The following is a 26,076-nucleotide window of genomic DNA, read 5'->3' as shown; positions in this document are numbered from 1 at the left end:
TAATTACATGGATAATCATGAAAAAATACGTCAATACATTAAAAAAAATCTTATTATTTTTAATGCAGAGGAAACTATTGTTGCTAATGATGAAAACATATTTGAAAAAGGTTATGTAAATTCGCTCTTTGCTATGCAAATGTTAAATTTCATAGAAACGGAGTTTGATATAGTAGTAGATAATGATGAACTTGATATTATTAACTTTTCTACTATTAATAATATGGTTGATCTAATTAACAAAAAGAAGAATGGGAATTTCACAGTATGAGTAATGCAGAAGAGATTCTGGGAGTAGTTGATGAGTTTGCGGAAAAGAAGCTTCGGCCTCGAGCAAGTAAGTTTGAAAGTAATGAAGAGCTTCCCTATGATGTGATACAAGAAATCTCAAGTTATGGTGTATTGGGTGCAACGATACCAAAAGAATATGGTGGGCTTTCTCTTGATTCTTTAGATTATGGTCGTCTTACTGAAATCATTGGTAAAGCTTGTAATTCGGTTCGTGAATTACTTACAGTTCATGTATCTTTAGTAGGGGAGTCAATTAAAAGGTGGGGGACTGAAGAGCAAAAGAGAAAATGGTTACCTGAGATGGCAAAGGGGAACCTATTATTTTCATTTGCCCTAACTGAGCCAGAGGTTGGTTCTGATGCAAAAACGGTTGGAACTTCCTATAAACAAGTTAATGATCATTTTATTCTTAATGGGCACAAAAAATGGATTTCTTTTGCTGACATTGCGGATTGTTTTTTAGTTTTTGCGTCTAGTGAGGGAAAAGTTAGCGCTTTTATTGTTGAACGGTCAATGACGGGTGTTTCTACAAATAAAATGAGTAAACTGTTAGCAAGTAATTCCTCGCATATAGCTGAGATTCATTTGCAAGATGTAAAGGTACCAGCTGAAAATTTGTTAGGACCAATTGGGGGTGGATGGAGTTATGTAGTTAACACAGCTCTTGATCATGGTAGATATAGTATTGCCTGGGCGGGAGTAGCCATTGCTCAAGAAGCACTAGAAGCAATGGTAGCTTATTCAAGAAGAAGAAAACAAGGAAATAAATATATATGTGAATATGAAGCAATTCAAACAATTTTAGCAGAAGCAAGTGTAAATATAAAAGCAGCTCGTTCGTTATGCCAAGAGGCTGGGAAAAAGCGTCAGGATAGACATACTGATGCTGTAATTGAAACAACCATTGCAAAATATTTTGCCTCAAAGATGGCTATGAAGGTAGCCACAGACGCTGTCCAAGTGTTTGGTGGAAACGGGTTTTCAAGAGAATATCCTGTTGAGCGTTTATTTAGGGAAGCAAAGGTTTTAGAAATTATTGAAGGTACCTCGCAGGTACTTCAGCCAATTATTGCGCAGCATGCACTTCACACTTGTTCTCAAAAGGGAGGACTTTTAAGAATATGATTTATGAATTGGTAAAAGAAAAGGATGAATTCAAACAAATATCTCCACTTCTCGTTGATTATAAGAACCATCCAATACTTAATGGTATAGCTCATGGTTACAATAAGGGACATATTTATGTGGATAATCCTAATAACCCTAGATGTGCACTTGTATGGGCAGAACAAGAAATTTTTTATTTATTAGGTGATCCTACAAGTAATTTTGTTTCAAGTCTACCAACTTTTATTAAAGAAGTAATTGCACCTGAGGCTCAGCAGATAGGGGATGACTTTTTTCAGGTTGAATTATTACCCGAATCAAAATGGAAACAGGTTGTCGAGGAACAATTGCAAATGTTTATTCCTAAACCTTACACTCGAGTAACATTTACTTTTGATCCGGAGTCTTATAATAAGTTATCTAAACCTAATATGCCTGATGAGGTAACGGTGGAACGTATTACAATCGACATGTTATCAGATAAAAAGTTCGCAATGGTACGGGATGATATTGTTGATTTTTGGGAGTCAACTCAGGATTTCATTCGAAATGGATTTGGTTATGTAGTAATGGTAAATGAACAAGTTGTAACTAGTTGCTTATCGGTTTTTGCGACAGATACTGATGTGGAAATTGGAATTAACACTTATGATTTATTCCAGCGAGGTAAAGGGTATGCTTGGTTGGCTGCAAGAGCATTCTTGGATGACTGTTTAAAACAAGGAAGAACACCACATTGGAAGACAGAGGATTTTCGTATTCCATCTATTAAACTAGCGGGAAAAGTTGGATTCACAAATCTTCAAACCTATACAGCTTATGTGTTTCCTTATAACGAATTAGATAATTTCGTTTTTACCGCATACCATCAACTAAGATACTATTCAGATTTTAATAAAGCTAGTGAGTTTGTACAAAAAGCTCGTACTGTAGGAGATTTAAATGCATGGCATCACTTTTTACTTTCATGTGGTTATTCATTAATTGATAGAATCGATCTTTCGTTAAAGCATATGAATCTTGCACTGGATTTAGGATGGAATGATGTATCAGATATTCGCTATGTAGTTGATTTAGTGAATTTAAGAAAAACTGAAGAGGGACAAGCTTTATTAGATAGAGTTGAAGATAGCTTAAGATGAAAAAAAGGGAGATAAAAAAATGAATATTGTATTTATGTTTCCTGGCGTAGGATCTCATTATTCTGGAATGGGTAAGTACCTTTATGAAAACTTCCCTGTAGCACGTGAGATATTTGAAGAAGCAAGTGACACTCTAAAAATAGACATGGCTTCCCTTTGTATGGAGAAGATATACAAAGCTGACCTTGAAAAGTTACAAAATTCACAGACTGCTTTAGTAACAACTAGCATGGCAGCTTTTCGAGTTTTTGAACAGGAAATAGGCAATAAACCAGAGGCAATGATTGGATATTCTTTGGGAGAATATACAGCTCTATGTGCTTCTGGAGCAATTGCATTTTCAGATACCTTAAAATTAGTACAAGAACGTAGTACGATTTTGAGTAGCTATGCATTGACTATAGATGGAACTATGGCATGGGTTAACAATCTTGCTCCAGAAATTGTTGAAGGTATTTGTTCAGAATTGTTAACCAAGGGACAGGAAGTATATATATCGGCTTATGACACTCCAAATAAAACATCAATTTCTGGTACAAACTCTGCGGTTCAGTTAGCTTGTGAAATGGTAGTAGAGCATGGGGGAATTGCAATCCCCCTTAAATTAAGTGGACCATTTCATTCTCCTATGATGCAACCTGCTGCTGAAAAATATAAGAGTGTACTAGAAAATATAGATATGAAACAGCCATTAGTACCTGTCATAGCGAATCATGATAGTTCAATGTATAAAGGTATAGAAAATATAAGAGAAAACCTTTACTTACAATTAATAAAGCCTGTGAAATGGTTGGACATGATTCACTATCTAATGAATCAAGGGTCTATGAAAGCTATTGAAATGGGACCAAAGGAAGTCTTGAAGTATCTTCTGCAAGCTATTAACCCTGCTATATCGACATGTAATTATGAAAGGGAGAAAGATATCCTAAATACAAAAAATTCTTTTACATTACAAGAATCTGATTATGAAGAAGTTATATCAGGGTGTTTAACTGTAGTTGTAAGTACAAAAAATTATAATACAGATTTAAGTGATTATCAGAAAAAGGTAGTACTCCCATTTCAAAAGGTCCAAAGTCAATTGGAAGAAAAAATTAATTCGGGGTATTCAGTGGAGAAAAGTGATGTAGAAGAAGCAATCCAAATGATGAAAACAGCACTTACTGAAAAACAGATTAAAGAGAGAGAACAAAAACGTTACCTGCAAAGAGTTCTTCAATGTAAAAGTTTTTAGATATAAATTATAAATATATTAAGGGAGCGATGATGGATAAATGTTCAAGAAAATTGGTATTGTAGGTGCTGGAACAATGGGGATCGGCATGGCAGTAGATTTAGTGCTGCATGGTCTAGAAACGGTATTAATTGATGTTACAGAAGAGCAGTTAGAAATAGCGGAAGAGAAAATATTAGAGACAGTTCGCTTTGCTCCTCTAATTAATAAAGCATTTCCTAGAATGCATAAGGAAGAAGTACTTTCGTTAATAAGTAGCTCTACTAATCTTGATGAAGTGGCTGAATGTGATTATATAGTAGAAAATGTTCCAGAAAACTGGCAAATTAAAGAGCCGATCTATAGAAGATTAGATGAGATATGTAAAAAGGATACAATTTTCGGAGTCAATACGTCTTGTATCTCAATAACAAAAGTAGGAGGAGTAACAAAGCGTCCAGATAAAATAATAGGAATGCATTTTATGAATCCGGTATATATGAAACCATCTATAGAAGTTATTAGAGGGTATTTAACTTCAGATGAAACGGTCGAGAAAGCTCAATCTTTCCTCAAACAATTAGATAAAGATGCAATTGTGGTTAATGATCAGACTGGGTTTGTTTCTAACCGTATCTCCCACTTATTCATGAATGAATCAGCTTGGGTTGTAATGGATGGTGTAGCAACGCCTAAACAGGTAGACGATATATTTAAAAAATGCTTTGGACATACAATGGGTCCATTAGAAACAGCAGATTTAATTGGATTAGATACAGTATTACATTCTTTGAATGTACTTTATGAGGAATATCAAGATCCAAAGTTTAGATGCTGTCCGTTACTTAAAAAGATGGTGGATGCTGGTGAATGTGGTAGGAAGAGTGGTAAAGGTTTTTACGCTTATTAAAAATAATAAATAGGGGTGTATAAAATGCAAGATAAAAATTTAGAACAAATTATTCATATGTATATTCAAGATCATGTAGGTATTGAATTTAATGATGACACTGAGATTTTTGAAGAAGGATTAGTTAATTCTTTATTTGCAATCCAATTGATGACTTTTCTTGAAAAAGAATTTGCCATAAAGGTAACTATGGATGACTTAGATATGGATAACTATAAGTCTGTAAATTCTATTAGTAATTTTATAAGAAATAAGCAAATGGTTCGGTAATGGACATGAAACAATACTTAGAGCCATCTCAATATAAAATGTATCAGAATTTTTCGGATTTTGTTTGTGAATATATAGAATCTCATGCTAATAGTTGGGAGATTGAACAAGGCATTCCATCAGACATAATAAAGACTTGTGCTAAAAATGGTTATTTAGGTGGAACACTTCCAGCGGAGTATGGTGGATTAGAATGGGATTATGTAACGTATGGGTTATTTACTGAAGCGATAGCAAGAGGTAGTGTCTCTCTTTCGGGATTATTTAATGTCCATACGATGGTAACAGAAACGATTTTAAAATGGGGAACAGAAAATCAAAAAAATCAGTGGTTACCATTACTTGCATCTGGTAATCAAATAGCTGCATTAGCTCTTACTGAACCTGGAGCAGGATCAGATTTAAATATGATTAAAACGAACTTCGATCAACACGGGGATAAATTAATCCTTAATGGAGTGAAGAAGTGGATCACTTTTGGTGCAGCTGCTGATGTGTTTTTGGTATTTGGAAAACTAAATGGTGAACAACCAATTGCCTGTTTAGTACCAAAAGATAGTGTGGGTGTAAATGTTACTCATATAAGAGACATGCTTGGATTTAAAGCTGCATATTTGGCAGAAATTGAATTCAATAATGTAGAAATACCTTTAGAAAATATCATTGGTAGACCAGGATTTGCTTTTACTTACCTTGCACCGTATGCTTTAGAATTTGGGCGTATTTCAATTGCCTTTGCTGCTCTTGGTGTATTACGTACTTGTTTAGAAATCTGTGGGAATCATGTATTACATAGAAGCGCATTTGGTAACGCCCTAATTGATCATGGCATGATTTCACATATGGTTACGGATATGGGAGTAGATTTAGAAGCTTCTATACTCCTTAGTTTAGAAGCTTGTAAGGCCAAAAATGAACATCGAGCTGATGCTACTGAAAAGATTATGATTGCAAAATATTTTGCATCGCGCTCAGGTACAAGGCATTCAACGAATGCTGTACAGATTATGGGAGCACTTGGTTGTAATGATAATTATTCAATATCAAGGTGCTTTAGAGATTCTAAAACAATGGAGATCGTTGAGGGGAGTAATCAGATTCATCAGCTATTACTTGGTAAGGGATTTGCTAAAAAAGCGAAACGTGCCATTGAAAAAATACCTGTAACTAAAGGAGTGATACAACCCGGATGAGTACATGTATACAAAAGCTGTTTGAAGAACAAGTAGTCCGTACGCCAGATGAGGTTGCTGTTATCTTTAAAAAAGAAACATTAACCTATAAGGAATTAAATGAAAAAAGTAACCAATTAGCTCGTCTTTTACGTGAAGGTGGAGTTGGTCCAGATACAGTTGTAGGTATTATGGTAGAGCGATCTATCGAAATGGTTGTCGGAATTTTCGGGATATTGAAAGCGGGCGGAGCATATCTTCCGCTTTCCCCGAATCATCCATCATCACGATTACAATTCATTATAGAAGATAGCGGTGCTAAATTAATACTTACGCAAAAGCAAATCCTACATCGTTTTCAAGATAGTTTGAAAGCTGATATGTTGGCTTTAGATTCGATTTCCTATGAAGGAAAGAGTCAAAATCTAGAGTGTATTAACAAACCCTCTGATCTTGTGTACGTAATATACACTTCCGGTTCAACCGGGAAACCTAAGGGTGTTATGATTGAGCATTCGGCCTTAATAAATCGAATTGAGTGGATGCAAGAGGCTTATCCAATTAGTTCAAAGGATACTATATTACAAAAGACCCCTTATACATTTGATGTATCCGTATGGGAGATGTTCTGGTGGGCCATAGTTGGAGCCAAAGTATGTATTCTTGCGCCGGGGATGGAGAAGTTTCCACAGGCTATTATTGAGACAACTGAAAGTAATGACGTGACAATCATGCATTTTGTACCATCTATGTTAAGTGCATTTTTACACTATCTTGATGTGACAGGTGAAACTAACCGAATAAAATCGTTGAAACAAGTATTTGTTAGTGGTGAGGCACTACTGTCTCAACATATAAACCGTTTTAACAAGCTGCTAAATTTCTCTAATGGTACACTTCTTACTAATCTGTACGGGCCTACTGAAGCAACCATTGATGTGACTGCTTATGATTGTCCGACACATGAGATTACAGAAGGGAGCGTTCCAATAGGGCGACCAATTAAGAATATTGAGATGTTTGTTGTTGATAAATATGGTAATAAACTTCCGGAAGGCCATATAGGAGAATTATGTATCTCAGGTATAGGATTAGCACGTGGATATGTAAATAGGCCGCAATTAACGGCAGAAAAGTTTGTACAATATTCCCTTGATACCCGTATATATAAAACCGGTGACTTAGCTTTAATAAGATCGGATGGAAATATTGAGTTTCATGGAAGAATTGATTTTCAAGTTAAAGTTAATGGGCTTCGTATTGAGTTAGGGGAAATAGAATCGTGTTTAATGTCTTGTGAAGGAGTTTTACAATGTGCGGTAATTGTAAGACAAGAATCTGAGATGGTAGTTAAGTTAATAGCTTTCTATGAGTCAGAAAATGATATTGAGTTAGAGAGGTTAAAAAAATATCTACGCTTATTTTTACCAGATTATATGATACCTAACAGTTTTGTACGTGTAAATGAAATGCCATTAACGGATAGCGGAAAGATAGATAGAAAAGTACTTGCCTTATTAGGTTCCGATAAATATTCCCACCATACCACACTTGTAGGAGGTTCTGTTAATGAGGAAAGCAGTAAAGATTCATAAAGAAGATATTGAAGATGTAATCGCCCTTACACCAGTGCAGGAAGGTATTCTTTATCATTATTTGAAAGAACCCGAAGGAAAGCTATATCATGAAGAACTTCGACTTTGCTTAACTGGAAAAATTAATATTCCAAAGTTTGAAGAGGCGTGGAATTATGTAACGCGGGAAAATGAAATGCTGCGTACAATTTTTCGATGGGAAAAAGTTAAACAACCTGTACAACTTATACTAAAAGAGCATACTCCGAACATTATATATAGTGATGGTAAAGTCTCTAATGATATAGAAAGCTTTGATTTACAAACAGTTCCCTTTTCTATTGAACTATGCCACTTGAACGAAGGCGAATATGAAATGGTTTTACGTCATCATCATATTTTGTTTGATGGTTGGAGTAATAGTATTATTTTACAAGAGTTTATTAAGGTATATCGAGAGTTAATAAAGGGAGATGTACCATCATCTATAAATAAAAAGAAATTTAAAGAATATATACTATGGCAACAAAAACAAGATAAATCAAAACAAAAGCTTTTTTGGGAACAATATTTAAATGAATTAACTGAACAAATAAATTTATCCAATAAAAATTCTAATCAACTAAAAAAAGCAAAAACATATGTAAAAGAGATAGATAAAGAGCGAAGTGATAGATTTCGAAGTTTTGCAAGTAATCAAGGTGTAACATTGGCTACATTATTTTATACAGCCTGGGGTCTATTATTACAAAGGTACAAAAATTCAGAGGACGTAATATTCGGTACAACAGTATCCGGGCGTTCAATTCCAATGCACGGTCTGAGTGAAATGGTAGGTTTATTTATAAATACACCACCACTTCGTGTAAGTGCTGATGGGAGAATGACTGTTTCAGATCTTTTACAAAGAATTCAAAGTGATGTCCAAAGAAGAACTGAATATGAAACGACTCCAATTGTTGATTTAAACGTGTCATTCGACACTATTATGGTAGTTGAGAATTATCCTCTTGATATAGAAAAGCTGAAAGAAATTGATGAAAGTGTAAGAATTTCAGGTTATGAAGTAAATGAAATGACCAACTATGATTTAACCGTCTCAATAGAGTGTTTCGATTCTATTAAACTTGCAATGATGTGGCCTGAAGATGTATTTGATGAATCTATTATTATCAGTATAACTAACCATTTTATACAGCTATTAGATTCAATGCTTTTAGATGAAGGACAACCAATACAAACTCTTAAAATGTTAGATGAGGCAGAAGAAAAGTTTTTGCTTCAAGGTGGTCAAAATCAAAGTGCTACATTCCCACACACAACACTTCATCAATTAATTGAGATGCAAGCTGAAAAGCATCCTGAGAGAGTAGCACTTACATTTGAGAATAGTGAGATGACTTATGGAGAGTTGAATGAGCGTGCGGATAAAGTGGCATTTGCTCTTTTAAAAGAAGGTGTAACTTTAGATTCTCCAGTAGCTGTCATGTTGGATTACTCATTTAATATGATTATCTCTCTACTTGGTATTTTAAAAGCAGGTGGGGCTTATGTTCCAATTGATCCTGATTATCCTCAGGAACGAATTGATTTTATTCTTCAAGATAGTGGTTCAAATGTAATAATAACCTCAAATTTATTTGAGGATAAAGTTAAATTTGATAGCACAATGCTTTTTATTGAAGAACTTAATGAGATACCGATGCAAGATTTCGAGAGAGTAGATGTTGCCCCAAATAATTTAGCATATGTCATTTATACTTCTGGAACAACAGGACGTCCTAAAGGGGTTATGATTGAACATAGTAATGTAATACAACTTGTCATGCATCAACCAAATAGTTTTAAATTCTCTAGTAATGATGTGTGGTTACTATTTCATTCTTTCTGTTTTGATATGTCAGTTTGGGAGATATTTGGATCACTTACTTATGGTGGACGTCTTGTCCTGGCAACAAAAGAAACAATCCGTGATACGTATAAACTTGCTCAGTTGATTGCAGATGAGGGAGTAACGGTATTGAATCAAACTCCATCTGCATTCTATGTTTTTCAACAAGTAGTTGAAGAGATGCCTAAACTCACTTTTAAAATTAGGTTAATTACATTTGGAGGGGAAATGCTGAAGCCAGGTTTACTGCAAAGTTGGTTTAAGCGTTCACCTAATACGGTCATAGTAAATATGTATGGAATAACTGAGACGACAGTACATGTTACTTATAAGGAAATTGGAGAAAAAGAAATGCACAGTAATCTTAGTGCTATAGGCGTGCCTCTTCCTACGTATTCGTGCTATGTATTTGACAAACATATGAATCCTACACCTAAGGGAATGCAAGGGGAACTTTATGTTGGAGGATATGGAGTTGCGCGGGGATATCTAAATCGTCCTGAACTAAACAGTGAACGTTTTATACAGAATCCTTATAATCCAAGTGAAAGATTATATAGATCAGGAGATTTAGTTCGTATTCTTGAAAATGGCGAGATGGAGTATATAGGTCGTAGTGATCATCAAGTGAAGATACGTGGTTATCGAATCGAAACAGGAGAAATAGAACATCATTTACAACAGCATGCGGATGTGAAGGAAGCGGTAGTTTTATCTATTGCTTTTGGAGAGGAGCAAGAACTGTGTGCTTATATACTAACTGATCAAGATATATCTCAAAATGAATTACGTTATTATCTTACTGACAAAATACCTTCGTATATGATACCTATGTATTTTGTGCTTTTAAGTGAAATGCCATTAACTACGAATGGAAAAGTTAATCGTAGTGCTTTACCTAAGCCTACTAAGTTAGTACAACCAAATGATTTGCTAGATGAGCTTGAAACAACAGTAGCTGATGTTTGGAAGGAAGTTTTGGGGGTAGAAAAAGTAGGATTGTATGATAATTTCTTTGATGTTGGAGGGAACTCCTTAAAAATGGTTCGATTGTTCTCTCGTTTACGAAGCAAGTTTGAAAAAGAACTTACAATGCCTATGTTATTCCGATACCCAACGGTTCATGATCAAGCTTCCTACTTTAGAATTGATAATGATATGGACTGCCAACCTGAAGAAGTTAAGAAAGAAAATCTTTTATCTATGAATAAAAATGATGTAGCAGTGGTTGGTATGGCGGTTCGTATGCCAGGCGCTTCTAATCTTAAGCAATTCTGGTCAAATTTAGAACAAGGGATAGAATCCATTCGAACATTTACAGATGAAGAGCTTAGTGAGATGGGCATACCAAAAGAAGTGATTCAAAAGCCTAATTATATAAAATCTAAAGGGTATTTAGAAGATGTAGATGCATTTGATAATGAATTTTTTGATTACAGTCTAAAAGAAGCTGAAATGATGGATCCACAACTGCGTATACTTCATGAATGCGCATGGGAAGCACTAGAACAAGCAGGTGAGGTTAATTCTTCTCATATGAATACAGGAGTTTATGTTGGAGGATCACCAAATTTCCACTGGCTTCGTTCTATTGCTAGTGAATCTTCTAATACATTAGAAGATTTCCAAGCAATGTTGTTAAACGAAAAAGATTTCTTTGCTACTCGATTGGCTTATAAATTAAATCTAAAAGGACCAGCGATTACAGTACAAACTGCTTGTTCTACCTCCTTAGTTGCTATTCAAAACGCATGGGCAGATCTTATCGATGGACGATGCGATATAGCCTTGGCCGGGGGAGTAAGTATAACTTATCCAACAAAAACAGGATATTTATATGAAGATGGTATGATTTTCTCACCAGATGGTCATTGTCGAGCTTTTGATAAGGATGCGCAAGGAACAGTGGGTGGAAATGGTGCTGGTATTGTAGTACTGAAAAGGTTAGAGGACGCTCTTCGAGATGGGAATTTAATACATGGAGTTATTAAGGGAGCTGCAGTAAACAATGATGGGTCCAATAAGGCTGGATTTACAGCGCCAGGGGTTGATGGACAAGCTGCTGTTATAAAATCGGCTCATGAAATAGCTGGCGTTAAGCCTGAAGAAATCTCATATATAGAAACTCATGGTACTGGTACGCAACTAGGTGATCCTATAGAAGTAGAAGCATTGAAGTTAGCTTTTGGTAAGCAAGAACCAGGTAGAGTTTTAATTGGATCAGTGAAGACGAACATTGGACATTTAGATGCTGCAGCAGGAGTTGGAGGATTTATAAAGACGGTCTTAGCTTTGAAAAACAAGAAAATTCCGCCGAGCCTTCATTATAATAACCCAAACCCTAGCATTGATTTTGGAAAAAATCCGTTTCGTGTAAATACGGAACTTATCCCATGGAAAGAAGAGGTAAGAAGAGCGGGTGTTAGTTCGTTTGGGATGGGTGGAACTAATGCACATATAGTGTTAGAGTCTGTTCCTGACAATGCTAAGAATTTTGAAAAACAATCTTGGAACTTATTAACTGTTTCAGCAAAAACAGAGGAATCCTTAGATAAAGCTACTAACGATCTATTATTGCATTTGAAGGAGAATCCAGAGATATCACTATCTGATACAGCTTATACATTACAAAAAGGTCGTCGTGAATTTCCATATAGAACTGCTGTAGTTGCTAATGGAATAGAGGATGCCATAGAAAAACTTGGTGATACGGGACTAGAGAAAACAAACGCAATGGAGAGTAGACCTTTAGCCTTTCTTTTTTCAGGGCAAGGATCACAGTATATCAATATGGGTAGAGATTTATATGAAAATGAACCTGTATTTCGTGAACACGTTGATCAAGGTTTAGCCTTACTCTCGAATTGGTTAGATATAGACATGAAAAATATTTTGTATCCTACAAAGGAGACAGAGGATAAAGGAACTGAACAGTTAAATAGAACTTCAATGACGCAACCTCTACTATTCACTATTGAATATGCATTAGCCAAGCTTCTAATGAATTGGGGAGTTTATCCAAGGGTCATGTTTGGCCATAGTATTGGTGAGTTTGTAGCAGCTTGTTTAGCAGAAGTAATGTCTTATGAAGATGCATTACATTTAGTAATGATTAGAGGGAAGTTAATGAATAGCGTACCAGAAGGCGCTATGCTAAGTGTAAATTTATCTGTTGAAGAATTAAAAACCTATATAACAGATGATGTAGATATAGCAGCTGTAAATTCCTCTCAACATTCAGTAATTTCTGGTACTGTACTTTCAATCAATAAGATTGAGGAATTACTTTTAAATCATGGAGTAAAGACAACACGTCTATTTACTTCGCATGCTTTCCATTCTCGAATGATGGATGAAGTTCTAGATTCATTTGAGCAAGCTGTAGGAAATATAAAATTATCAAGTCCTAAAATACCTTATATATCTAATATTACAGGTGAAATGATTACAGCAAATCAAGCCACATCACCTTCTTATTGGGCACAGCATCTACGAAGTACTGTTCAATTTTCAAAGGGATTATCTGAAATTTTTCATTTAAAAAATGTAATTTGCCTGGAGATTGGCCCAGGTAATGCATTATCAACTTTTGTATTAAAACATTTAAATAGAAGTAAAGATCAATTGGCTTTAAACATTTTACGTCATCCTCTGGATAAATCAAATGACTTCGAGCATTTATGTAAACAAATGGGACGGTTATGGATGCAAGGTGGAACTATAAATTGGAATACTTTTAATAACATTGAGAATAAAAGGTTATTAGATTTACCAACGTATCCTTTCATGAAAAAACGATTTAAAGCTGATCCAATTTTTAATACTCAATCTCGGAGTTTAACTCAGGAAACAAGAGGCCATAATAAACAGGCTACTATTAAAGACTGGTTTTATTTGCCTTCTTGGGAACGCAAAACATTAAAATCTATACAAATAAAGAAAGAACAAAAATATAAATGGCTTATTTTCAATGATCATCTAAATAGATTCAATCGACTGATAGAAAAATTAAAAAGAGAAGGTCATGATGTAATTGAAGTTAAAACAGGCGGTATTTTCTCTGAAAAATCCGACGGTTTATATACGATATGTCCATCTCAAAAAATGCATTATGAAATGCTATTTTCAGAATTAGAACAAAAAGATTTATTACCAAATAAGATTATACATGCTTGGAGCTTTAATCCAGTTAATGAGGTTATTCTCGATCAAGAGAGAATTGAACGATCAATGGATGAAGGATATTATTCGTTACTTTATATTGCACAAGCAATTGGGAAAATTAATTATGAGGGAGCATTACAGTTAAATATCTTTACTGACCGTATGTTCGAAGTTACAGGTACAGAGCTGAATTTAAAACCAGAGCAAGCTACAATTCTAGGCTTTTCAAAAATATGCAATCTTGAGTTTCAAAATATAAAATGTCGTACCATTGATATGGATACAGATTCTCAACAAATGTTTGAAGAAGCGGGTTTAATGGAGAGTTTTGTGGATTCTACTGATATAGTTGTAGCTTATCGAGGACGTCATCGATGGGCGCAAACGATTATTCAAAGTCCTTTTGAGGAAGAAGATGTAGAAATTGATAGATTACGAGAGGGTGGCGCCTATTTAATTACTGGTGGACTTGGTGGAATTGGATTTGAAATTGCAAAAGATTTAGCTAATAGAGTACCAAATGTCAAACTTATATTGATTGGCCGCTCAGAGTTCCCACCTCGTAATCAATGGGAACAGTACCTAGAAAATAAAGACGAGCGTGTAAGCCGAGTTATTTCTGATTTGTTGACAATGGAGTCTCAAGGTGCAGAATACATGATCCTAAGTGCTGATGTTTCCAATCAAGATGATATGAAACAGGCAATTGAAAAGGCTAAATCTCGTTTTGGTTCTATTAATGGCGTAATTCATGCAGCAGGTGTCGCTGATTATCTAGGTATTATGATGAATCGTGAAAAAGAATCTAATAATAAAATTTTAGCTCCGAAAATTAAAGGTACACTAGTGCTCGATGCTTTATTAAAAGATGAACCAATTGATTTCTTCGTACTATGTTCATCAATTGGTAATGTGGCGTATCATATGAAATTTGGTCAGAGTGGTTATAATGCAGCGAATGAATTTTTAGATGCATTTGCATTTTATAAGCGGGCTCATGATGGAGTGTTCACTGTAGCTATTAACTGGCCAGATTGGCAAGAGGTGGGTATGTCACTTAAGTCTGCTGAAATATGGGCAAAGCAATTTAATATGGATATGGAAAGTGTATTACATGATGGTGTAACTGTAGAAGAGGGCTTGAAGGTATTCCGTAGTATTATCAATAGAAATCAACAACAAGTTGTGGTTTCTCCAATAGATTTACATTGGAAACTTTTAAATGGTGCCAACTATTATAATGAACTATTGGAAAAAGGAAGTAAGAATAGATTAAAGCAGAATCGTTCAGATGTTTCCACAACGTATAGACCACCAACTAATGAAATTGAACAACAATTATACGAATTATTAAAAGATATGTTTGGAATTGAAGAAATAGGAATTTACGATAATTTCTTCGATCTAGGAATGAGTTCTTTAGATCTTGTTCGTATTAATGTGAAATTAAAAGAAGCTTTTAAACGAGACTTACCTATAGTTGTTCTTTATGAGCATACGTCAATTAAATCTCTTGCTAAATATTTAAGTAATCAAGAAGTAAATAACAATTTAACAAATAAAAAAGAGTTATTGAAAGCGAAATCGGTTATGAAAAATACATTATCTGCTTTAAAAAGTAGAAAGTAGTAAAGGGAGGGGAACAACATGAGTAATAAAGAAGTAGTTCCGTCAAAAGTTGAGTTTTGCTGGGGATTACCTGTTATTCCAACACCACAAACAAAAGAACTTCTAGAGGAATATGTTAATCAAGCTAAAAGAGCTGAGAAGAATAACTTTGACTCGGTATTGGTTTCCATTGCGCCAACATCTGTTGATCCAATGATAGCAGCGTCTATGATTGGAATGAATACGGAGTTTGTAAAGATTTTGGTTGCACAAAATACAAACCAGATGCTTCCTACTGTAACAGCAAAAGCATTGAATACTTTAAATAGTTTAATTGGTAATCGTGCAGATATTAACATTGTAACTGGTAGTGCCTCGCTTGTCCTTGCGCGTGATGGATTACCAGAGCCGCACCATGTCCGATATGCTAGGACAAAAGAATATATTGAGCTGTTACAACAATTAAGACGAGGAGTAACTAGCTATAAAGGTGAGTTTTATCAAGTAGAAAATAGTGATATTTATCCAAAGGAAGATCTCTCTCGAAGTGCCCGCTACTTTGTAGCGGGGTCCTCCGAGGAGGCAATGAGAATAGCTGCAGAGTATGGTGATGCTTATATACTTTATGCAACAGACCGCAAAAGTCTTAGAGAACACTATCAAACAGTTAATAATTACGCTAAGCAATATGGGCGCGAGAAAATTCCATGTGCTATTTTAGTAGACATCATTGCTCGTGAGACTTCGGAAGAAGCATATGAAGAAGCATATGAATTACTTGAGAGAACACCAGCAGCCTTAAAGAGGATGACTAAGCTATTTTTAGATAATGCAGATTCTGTTGGACTTCGCCGATACAAAGATTTAATTACAAAAGATAGTATGTGGATAGATGATCATCTTTGGGGAGGTCTAAGTTTAGTTAACCCATCTAATTCAATTTCTATTGTTGGTAGCTATGAGGAAGTCATCTCGACGTTAACTGATTTTTGGGAAATAGGGGCAAATTATTTTCTTATTACTTCTCAGATTAGTGAGCATGAAATTGAACGTATTGGTCAAAATGTTGTGCAACCATTTAAAAAGAAAATTGAAAAGTTAATCCAAGTTAACTAAAAGAGGGCTAAAAATATGAAGTTAAACGTATGGTTGAAGTTTATCATTTTAATGACTTTAATAGTACTCCCTTATCGACAGGTGGATGCACAGGAAACAGTACAGTTTAATGAGAAGAAAATACAGAAGCATATAGAAGAACAACTATCTCAAGCGGGTATTCCTGGACTTTCAGTAGTAATTGTAAAAGGAAACGAAACGATTTATAAGAAGAATTATGGCTATGCCAATACAGACAAAAAACGTCAAGTTACGAATGAGACGCTTTTCGAGCTAGGTTCTACTTCAAAAGCTTTTACGGCATTAGCTGTATTGCAGCTAGAAAAAGAAGGGAAAATTAAACTTAGTGATTCTTTAACTAAATATGTTTCATGGTTTGAAAAGGAGTATAAAGGCAAACCTTATGAAATTACACTTTATGACTTATTACACCATACTAGTGGAATACCGGAAAAGGCCATTGGATATATTCCTATAACCAATGGCAAAGATTCTATTGAGAAAACAATTAGAAATGTTATGCCAATAGGACTAAACCGAGAGCCGGGTAGCAGTTTTGAATATTCTACGGTTAACTACGATCTATTAGGCTTAGTAATCGAGAAGGCAACTAATCAATCATTTGAAAGATATGTTCAAGAGCATGTGCTATCAAAGTTGGATTTATTGAGTACATACGCTGGACGTGAGATGGCCCCATTAGATAACATGGCCCAAGGTTACAAGCGTAATTTCTTACAATCATTACCCTATGACGCTCCTAATTATAGGGGGAATACACCGGCTGGATATTTTATTTCAAATATAAATGATATGGAAAGATGGTTAAAAATACAGCTTGGGGTTGAAAAGTCTAGGATGTTTCCGGAGGAATTAATTAACGATTCTCATAAAGCGAATAGAAAGGTTGCCCCAGATAACAATGGAGCTTCATATGCAGCTGGATGGGAGGTCTATCAAAGTGGTGGAGGGGAAATTTCACATGGTGGAAGTAACCCAAATTATTCATCGTATATTGGTTTCCGTGATGAGGAACAGATAGGGGTCGTAGTATTAGCAAATCTGAATAGTAATTACACTTACTATATCGGTAGCAGTCTTTTAAATATGATGATAGATAAAGAAGTTAAACCGTTACTCTATGATGAATATAAGAAAACGGATCAAATAGGAACAGCCTTATTTGTGATCTCATCTTTGTGTTTACTAACGTTATTGGTCATGTTATTTCATTTAATCAGGGAGATTATTTTTAGAAAAAGAAAATTTATATTACCAACGGGAAAAACATGGTTACATATGGTATTAGTTGTTGCGATATATGGGCTAATGATTTATGCACTTTATCAACTACCAAATCTCTTGTTTGGAGGGCTTCCGTGGGCATTTATAAAAGTTTGGGCTCCTTCAACTGTTGTACTTGCAATATATGCAATTGGTGGGGGGGGTTTGGCCTATGTTATCCATACATTCTTAAATCTTTGTTTTCCAAGACAAAAGGGAAAGTCGCTTTTGACTTTAATTGTTTTGGGATTAATATCAGGATTTGGTAATGCCTTTCTCATTTTTGTGATTAATGAAACGTTTGTTAGATCAAATAATTTGGAAAATGGCTTGTTGTTTTACTTTGTACTTGGAATCGTTATGTATGTCTTTTCACAACGTATTATTAGAACTAGCATTGTATCGTATACAAACGAGCTAGTTTATGAAAAAAGGATGGAATTAACAGATAAGTTGTTACAGACTCCTTATTACAAATTGGAGTTGATTGAGAAGGGCCGAATAGAGGCGACATTAAATAACGATACGGAAGTTATCTCTCGTTCTCTCAATCTATTAGTTACTGCTGGAACAAGTTTATTAACGTTACTATTTTGTTTTCTCTATCTTGGTGTAATGAATATGTATGCCTTTTTACTATCCTTGTGTATCATCTTTATTACTGCAGGGGTATATTCTTTGATCGGACGACAAGCAGATAAAGTTTGGAATGAAACAAGAGATATTCAGAATGTATATTTTCGTTTGATTGGTGATCTAAGGCATGGTTTCAAAGAGCTTAGGCTTCATACTGGAAAACGAAACGATTTTCGAGAAGTTATGAATGAAAGCTGTAATAACTATCGTGTTAAACGAACGATAGGAGATATTAAATTTGCAAATGTGTTTGTTCTGGGAGAACTATTATTCATTTTTGTTATTGGTATTGTAGTTTTCGTATTTCCAGAAATTTTTGTTAATATGCCGAAAGAGACGATAAGTAACTATGTAATCGTTTTTCTGTATATGACAGGTCCAGTTAATGAAATACTGGGCGGTATCCCTCAGCTCGTAAATGTACGTATTTCTTGGCAACGTATTCAACAAATGGTGAAGAGTGTAGATCATATAAAGGCAAATGAGCAAATCGCGACAACAAAAGAGTACTTAGATGTGCCAATTTGTTTGCAGCTACAAAATGTAAGTTATAAGTATAAGAATAAAGATGGAGATTTTACTGGTTTTGGTATTGGTCCGATAGACATGGAGTTTAATTCTGGAGAAATAGTCTTTATTGCTGGTGGTAATGGGAGCGGAAAATCTACTTTATCAAAACTGATTACTGGGTTATATGAACCTAATGAAGGTAACGTTTTATTAAATGGAAAAGAAATAGCTCCAGAGGAATTGAATCAATACTATTCAGCTATCCTGAGTGATTTTCATGTTTTTGATAGGCTATATGGAATTAATACAGAAGGAATGAAAGCAGAAATCGATCATTATTTAGAACTTCTCCAACTGAGTGACAAGGTTGGCATTGAGGATGGGCGCTTTACTACTACGCAACTATCAACTGGACAAAAGAAAAGGTTGGCATTGCTGGTTACGTATTTGGAAGATCGACCTATACTTTTATTTGATGAATGGGCAGCGGATCAAGATCCTGGTTATAGACGCTTCTTTTATGAAGAATTGTTACCTCAAATGCGAGCGAAGGGTAAATGTATTATTGCTATTACTCACGACGATCAATATTTTCATTTGGCAGATAAGCTTATAGTGATGGAGATGGGAACTGTGAAAGTGAATAAAACAAAGGAGGCATTATCATGAGTAAGGAAATTAAATGTGTTGTTTGGGACTTAGATTGTACAATTTGGGATGGTGTTTTATTAGAGAGTGGTACAGTTACTTTAAAACCTGGAATTTATGAAATTATATGTGAATTAGATCGACGTGGAATACTGCAATCAGTTGCTAGTAAAAATAACTACGAAGATGCAATAGCTAAATTACGGGAATTTGGAATAGAAGAGTATTTTTTATATCCGGAGATTCATTGGAACTCTAAATCTAGTTCCATTGAGAAAATTAGAAAAAATTTAAACATAGGTATTGATACTTTTGCGTTCATTGATGACCAACCTTTTGAATTAGAAGAAGTACAGAGTGTTCATAATGATATTCTGTGTATACATGTAAATGAATATAAGTCGTTATTAGACTTGCCACGACTACAACCAAAAAGAATTACAGAAGATTCAGGTCGTCGAAGACTGATGTATTTAGAAAATCTTAAGAGAACGAAGGATGAAGAAGAATATGAAGGCCCAAAAGAAGAATTTTTAGCTTCACTTGGGATGAATTTTGTGATTAGTGAGGCTCGTGAGGAAGATTTGCAGCGTGCAGAGGAGTTAACAGTACGTACGAATCAATTAAATTCGACTGGTATTACCTATGATTATGATGAATTAAACTATTATCGTAATCATCCAGATTATTTATTATTAGTTTGTGAGTTATCAGATAAATATGGCTCCTATGGGAAGATTGGTTTAACACTTGTAAAAAGGACGGAGGAAGCCGACTGCCTAAAACTTCTTCTCATGTCTTGTCGTGTAATGTCCCGTGGCGTTGGTACTATACTCCTCACATATCTAATGGAAAGAACAAAACAGGCAGGTAAACGCTTTTTGGCTGAGTTTCGACAGACTGACCGTAACCGTATGATGTTTGTTACGTACCGATTAGCTGGATTTAAGGAAACTAGCAACGAAAATGGAATATTAATTTTAGAACATAATCTTGAGAATATAAATCCTTATCCTCACTATATTAATATACAATTTCCGGAAACACCAACGGATGTGGATAGAGGGGAAGTGGAAATATGCAACAAACAATTGTAAAACATTCTCTTACGCATCCACAAAAAAGAGTTTGGTATAATGAACAAATTTATCCAAACACATCTATGTATAACATCGGAGGGATGGTTCTTATTAATGGGGAAATTAATTTTACAATTTTAGAAAAAGCAATTCAATTATTCATTAAGAAAAATGATGGTTTACGTCTACGGATTTTTCAACAACATAGAGAACCCCACCAATATATATCACCATTTGAACCTACACCAATACGTTTAATTGATTTTTCTAATCATCATAATCCAAGTTTAGAAGCTAGAAAATGGGCCCAGGATGAATTTCAAAAACAAATTCCACTTGAAGGAGGCCCTCTGTTTGAATTTGTGCTCTTGAAAATAAGTGATGTAGAAAGCTCCTATTTTGTTAAGTTTCATCATATTATAGCTGATGGTTGGACAATCCAACTTATGACGAGTCAAATTATCGATTTTTACTCTAAGTTAAAGAATGATGAGCATATAAATGATACGGTTGAATCTACTTATCTGTCTTATTTACAAGCAGAGGAGAAATATCTGGAATCCCCTCGATACGTAAAAAATAAGAATTATTGGAATGAGAAATTTATGAATCTGCCAGATTTCTTTTTATCAAAAACATCTCATTCTCTAGAAGGGAAACGAAAGATATTTTTAATTGAAAAAGAAAAATCGGTTGCTCTACAGTCTTTTATACAAAAACATAGAATATCTATGAATACATTATTTTCAACCTTTATGCTTATTTATATTCATAAAATGTATGATCAATCCGACATAATCATCGGCTCTCCTGTATTAAATCGTTCAGGTGTACTAGAAAAGAAAATAGTAGGTATGTTTACTAGTACAATGCCGTTGCGGTTAAATGTGGATGAAGATGAGAGTGTTCTATCTTTCATTAAAAGAGTAAATCATGAAATAAAACAATGTCTATTTCACCAGCGTTATCCTTATAACTTATTGGTAAAAGACTTGCAATTGACTAGTAAAGGATACGATGGTTTATTTCAATATAGTGTGAATTACTATAATACAAAACTTAAAAATACTATTGATGGATTTTCTTTAGAAAACGTGGAGTTTTACAGTGGTTACCAAGCCTATTCATTGCAGTTAGTTATTAAGGAATGGGCAGATGAAGGCTTAGAAATTCAATATGATTATAAAGTCGCGGATTTTGAAGAAGATCAAATCAATTGTATGCATGAGAGGTTTTTAGCTTTAATAGAACAAGTTTTACGTAATGAAGATCAATCGATAAAAGAATTATCTTTGTTATCGGATGATGAGCAAAAGTTTATGTTAGAGAAATTTAACAATACAGCTTTTGTGTATCCGAAAGAAAAAACTATTCAAGAATTATTTGAAGAACAAGTAAAACAGACACCAGAAAAAATAGCAATTCAACATGCTGATAGATCAATGACTTATCTTGAATTAAATAAGAAATCTAATCAGTTAGCAAGAAAGTTACGAGAAAAAGGAGTCAAAAATGGTCAAGTCGTGGGTATACTAGCTAAACATTCACTTGAGATAGTAATTGCAATTTGGGGAGTTATTAAGGCTGGAGGTACATATTTGCCTATAGATCCTTCCTACCCAGAGGACCGAATTCGTTATATTTTGAATGATAGCGGCACAATATTACTTTTAACTGACTATACAAATGACGGTAATTTAGAATATTTAGGTGAGAAAATTAATATATGTGATCAGAAACTTTATGAAGGAGATAATGCCAATCTAACCCTAGTAACTGCACCAAATGATCCAATATATATAATTTATACCTCTGGAACCACGGGGAATCCTAAAGGAACTGTAATCACTCAACGTGGTTTGGTTAACTATATTTCCTGGGCTAAAAAGAACTATATTAGTAGTGAAAATGATGTTTTTGCATTATATTCATCCGTTTCTTTTGATTTAACAGTAACTTCAATATTCACTCCTTTAATAAGTGGTTTATTGTTAGTAATATATCATGATAATGAAGATGAGTTTATTTTGTCAAAAATACTCAAGGAAAATGTAGTAACAGTGTTGAAAGTTACGCCTTCACATTTAGCATTGTTAAATAACTATTCACCCCCAAGAGTTTCATCTCTTCGCAGATTGATTGTGGGTGGAGAGGATTTGAAAACCTCAGTAGCCGAAAAGATATATGATCTTTTTAGCGGTAAAGTTGAAATAATTAATGAATATGGACCAACTGAAACTGTGGTTGGATGTATGATTCATCGATATGATCCAGATCTAGATCGAAGAGCATCCGTACCAATTGGTACACCAGCTGATAATGTTCAAATATATTTATTGGATAAGAATCTTCAGCCGGTTCCTATTGGTGTAAAAGGAGAAATTTATATATCGGGTGATGGGGTAGCTAAAGGCTATTTAAATCGTCCGGATTTAACAGCGCAACGTTTTTTATCCAATCCATTTATTTCGAGTGAGAAGATGTATCGAAGTGGTGACTTAGCTGTCATGTTGCCAAATGGATTAATCGAGTATCAAGGACGGATGGATTCTCAAGTGAAAGTTAAAGGATATCGTATTGAAATAGGGGAAGTTGAGAATGCACTGTTACAACACAAGTCTGTTAAAGATGTAGTAGTGGTGAATTGGCAAGGTGAGGATAATTCAAATCATCTAGTTGCTTACATTGTTTTGAAAGACAGTGTTCAAAATATAGAAATACGCAGTTTTATTTCGCATATGCTACTAAGTTATATGATTCCTTCATTTTTTATCTATATGGATCAGCTACCGCTTACTATCAACGGAAAGGTAGATCGTCAAGCGTTGCCAGATCCGATGTTAAATAACGGTTCTAACCATACTCATTTAGAAGAAGTAGATGAAGATGTTACTGGAATGGTTAGTGAAGTTCTCAAGGAAATATTACAGACTGATAGAATCGAATTGCATAGTAATTTTTATCATTTAGGTGGAGATTCTATTAAAGCGATCCAAGTGAGCGCTAGATTACAAGAACTGGGATGGAAAGTTAGAGTTAAAGATGTACTAAATTATCCAGTTGTAAGTGAATTGGCAGCAATGTTAGTTAAACAAAAAGATGTTACAGTCTCACAAACATTGGTAACAGGAAAGGTAGAGCCTACTCCTATTATGCGTTGGTTCCTTGATCAACAGTTTAAGAACCCGCATCATTGGAATCAATCGGTATTACTGTCTTTGAAGAAGCCGGTTAAAGAAGAATATGTTAATGAGATGTTAAATACGATCATGCATCATCATGATTTGTTACGGCTAAGGTATGAGGATAAGCAGGATTACTTCTATTATGACGAAGATATGTCCATTGCTGATTCTAAGGTTACCATGTTTGATTTGTCTGAAATTCCAATTGAAATGGCTTTGAATCAAGTTCATATAAAAGGTGAAGAGTTAAAAGGAAGTTTAAATTTGAATGTAGGACCATTATTTAAAGGGGCCTTATTCCAGCTTTCAAATGATCAACAGTTGTTGTTATTAACTGCACACCATCTTATTGTTGATGCTGTGTCCTGGCGTATTTTAATTGAAGATGCAAACCGATGTTTGAATAGCTTGTATTTAGGAGAAGTTCCATCGCTACCATTAAAAACTAACTCTTTCCAAGATTGGTCTGAAGCTTTAAATAGTCGAGGAGTTAATTTAGTACGTGCTGAATTAGATTATTGGGAATCCATAGATAACACGCTAGATAATAATTTTCAAATTAATAGAGAAAAAGAAAATAGTACTGTTGAAAGTTGTACTACTCTTACCTTTACATTGAATGCAGATGATACAAGAAAACTATTAACTACTGCAAATGTGCCTTACAATACACAGCCAATGGAGTTGTTACTCGCTGTATTGACAGAAAATTTAGGTAAATATACAAACCAAGATCAAATTAAATTTGAGTTAGAAGGTCATGGTCGAGAGGAATTATTTGAGCATCTTGATATTTCACGTACAGTAGGGTGGTTTACGACAATGTATCCTATTGTATTACAAGTTTCGCATAATATTGCTAATCAAATAAAGAGTGTTAAAGAAGAGGTTCGTAAAAGACCTAATAAGGGAATTGGATATGGAATTCTTAAAGAGAAGTTTCCTTCTTGCAAAGATTTAACTCAAAATACAATTCGTTTTAACTATTTAGGAGAGATAGATAATTCTCTCGGGGATGGATGGTTTACTATTGTTGATTATCAAAGTGGCAGTGAACAATCAAAAGATAATCATATTACTGCATTATTAGATATTGTGGCCATGGTTAAAAATAAAAGCTTAGAAATTCATGTGACATTTAGTACAAGTCATTTTCAAAAGAATTTTGTAGAAAATTTATTTTCAGATTATCTAGAACGACTGCAGACATATATCCAATCCTGTTGTCAAATGCAAACAAAAGAATTTACTTCATCAGATTTTGAAACCTTAAACCTTAGTGATGAAGAAATTGATAATTTGTTTGACTAAACAACTATTTGATGAAAATTTTATTTAATAAAGGAGAAGTCACTTGAGAAAATTAATGAAAGATTTATCGCCAGGATTGAATAGTAACAAATATTTGGTTTGTGTTCCTTATGCTGGGGGCTATTCGAATTCTTTTTTACCTTTAAAGAATTATTTACCGAAAGATATAAAACTTATTTCATTTGATCCTCCAGGCCATGGTCCTAATCTTTCTCCACTAGTTGATAACATAGATGATCTTGTTAATTTATATTTAATGGAGATGCAACCAATTTTAGAGGGAGAAGTTACATTATTTGGCCATAGCATGGGAGGAATTATAGTTCACCGTATGGCTCAAATTTTAGAAAGTAAAGGTATAAATCCTAAAAATGTTATTATCTCAGCTATGAATCCACCAGAAATAAGAAGAAAAACAAATCATTTAGATGATAAAGACTTTATAGATTATATAAAGTCTTTGGGAGGATTACCGGATGAAGTATTACAACATCAGGAGCTTTTAAACTATATCCTTCCAGTCATTCGATCAGACTTTCGCGCCATTGAGAATTATATAAATAATGACACAACATTGTTGAAAGCGCCCCTATACATTATTAGTGGAACAACAGACTCTAATTATACAGTAAAAGGGGCTAAGAAGTGGGTAGAATGGGGCAATGAGGTTCATTTTCTAATAGTTAATGGTGGTCATATGTTTTTACTACATCAAGCTGACATCGTGGGCGAGTTAATTATGAAAATACTAGATAGGGTAAAATCTGTGAAGTAAAAAAATTAAGAGATGTATCTGAGTAAGAGAAAAGTGTATTTCTATGCTTTATGCTGAAACTTCTATCGCTAAAGTAGCAATCTAATTGGTCGTCATTGGGAAGTTTTATTACTGAGGAAGAAAACTCCCAATGACGAGTATGATTGTGCCCCCTCATGATAAAACGGATAGGTCTATGGGGAACATA

The 26,076-nt window shown here is 34.4% G+C and carries 14 protein-coding genes; all 14 read left to right on the top strand.

Annotation, left to right across the window (positions count from 1 at the left end):
• Positions 1–7: 7 nt before the first annotated feature.
• From MR167_RS02030 to MR167_RS01965, 14 genes are read left to right on the top strand one after another with little or no spacing between them, the layout of a single operon-like run.
• Entirely contained in the window at positions 8–271 is a 264-nt protein-coding gene (locus MR167_RS02030) for an acyl carrier protein (RefSeq protein WP_000368640.1), read from the top strand.
• Entirely contained in the window at positions 268–1,416 is a 1,149-nt protein-coding gene (locus MR167_RS02025; protein ID WP_242313792.1) for an acyl-CoA dehydrogenase family protein, read from the top strand. Before MR167_RS02030 ends, MR167_RS02025 begins: the two co-directional genes overlap by 4 nt.
• Positions 1,413–2,540 (top strand): GNAT family N-acetyltransferase, encoded by a 1,128-nt coding sequence (locus MR167_RS02020; protein ID WP_098400523.1) that lies wholly within the window; start codon positions 1,413–1,415, stop codon positions 2,538–2,540. Before MR167_RS02025 ends, MR167_RS02020 begins: the two co-directional genes overlap by 4 nt.
• Before the next feature lie 19 nt (positions 2,541–2,559).
• Entirely contained in the window at positions 2,560–3,777 is a 1,218-nt protein-coding gene (locus MR167_RS02015) for an ACP S-malonyltransferase (protein ID WP_086398245.1), read from the top strand.
• 40 nt (positions 3,778–3,817) lie between these two features.
• Positions 3,818–4,666 carry a 3-hydroxyacyl-CoA dehydrogenase family protein gene (locus MR167_RS02010; protein ID WP_000473347.1) on the top strand — a complete coding sequence of 283 codons (849 nt, stop codon included), beginning with the start codon at positions 3,818–3,820 and terminating at the stop codon, positions 4,664–4,666.
• A 24-nt stretch (positions 4,667–4,690) separates the two neighbouring features.
• Positions 4,691–4,936, top strand: coding sequence for an acyl carrier protein (locus tag MR167_RS02005; protein ID WP_001152971.1), 246 nt, complete (start codon positions 4,691–4,693; stop codon positions 4,934–4,936).
• Positions 4,936–6,129, top strand: coding sequence for an acyl-CoA dehydrogenase family protein (locus MR167_RS02000; protein ID WP_242313790.1), 1,194 nt, complete (start codon positions 4,936–4,938; stop codon positions 6,127–6,129). The genes MR167_RS02005 and MR167_RS02000 overlap by 1 nt, the downstream gene beginning before the upstream one ends.
• The gene (gene zmaJ / locus MR167_RS01995; RefSeq protein ID WP_098578151.1) at positions 6,126–7,703 is read left to right on the top strand and encodes a zwittermicin A synthase ZmaJ; all 1,578 of its coding nucleotides are present in this window, start codon (positions 6,126–6,128) and stop codon (positions 7,701–7,703) included. Before MR167_RS02000 ends, zmaJ begins: the two co-directional genes overlap by 4 nt.
• Positions 7,678–15,366, top strand: coding sequence for a non-ribosomal peptide synthetase/type I polyketide synthase (locus MR167_RS01990; RefSeq protein ID WP_242313788.1), 7,689 nt, complete (start codon positions 7,678–7,680; stop codon positions 15,364–15,366). The genes zmaJ and MR167_RS01990 overlap by 26 nt, the downstream gene beginning before the upstream one ends.
• Before the next feature lie 18 nt (positions 15,367–15,384).
• Positions 15,385–16,461 carry an LLM class flavin-dependent oxidoreductase gene (locus MR167_RS01985; RefSeq protein WP_086398249.1) on the top strand — a complete coding sequence of 359 codons (1,077 nt, stop codon included), beginning with the start codon at positions 15,385–15,387 and terminating at the stop codon, positions 16,459–16,461.
• A gap of 15 nt (positions 16,462–16,476) precedes the next feature.
• Positions 16,477–19,560: a cyclic peptide export ABC transporter gene (locus tag MR167_RS01980; protein WP_242313786.1), complete on the top strand. Its 3,084-nt coding sequence runs from the start codon at positions 16,477–16,479 to the stop codon at positions 19,558–19,560.
• Positions 19,557–20,636: an HAD-IIIC family phosphatase gene (locus MR167_RS01975; protein ID WP_000031543.1), complete on the top strand. Its 1,080-nt coding sequence runs from the start codon at positions 19,557–19,559 to the stop codon at positions 20,634–20,636. Before MR167_RS01980 ends, MR167_RS01975 begins: the two co-directional genes overlap by 4 nt.
• A complete protein-coding gene (locus tag MR167_RS01970) occupies positions 20,618–25,114 on the top strand; it encodes an amino acid adenylation domain-containing protein (RefSeq protein WP_242313784.1) in 4,497 nt (1,498 codons plus the stop codon). The genes MR167_RS01975 and MR167_RS01970 overlap by 19 nt, the downstream gene beginning before the upstream one ends.
• 43 nt (positions 25,115–25,157) lie before the next feature.
• On the top strand, positions 25,158–25,889 hold the full coding sequence (locus MR167_RS01965) for a thioesterase II family protein (protein WP_240523724.1): 732 nt from the start codon (positions 25,158–25,160) through the stop codon (positions 25,887–25,889).
• The last annotated feature ends 187 nt before the right edge of the window (positions 25,890–26,076 follow it).

Source organism: Bacillus cereus group sp. BfR-BA-01355 (assembly GCF_022663675.1).
In the GTDB taxonomy this organism is placed as follows: Bacteria; Bacillota; Bacilli; order Bacillales; family Bacillaceae_G; genus Bacillus_A; species Bacillus_A thuringiensis_S.
The sequence above is the reverse complement of the archived record's forward strand: the minus strand, read 5'-3'. Positions and strand labels throughout refer to the sequence as shown.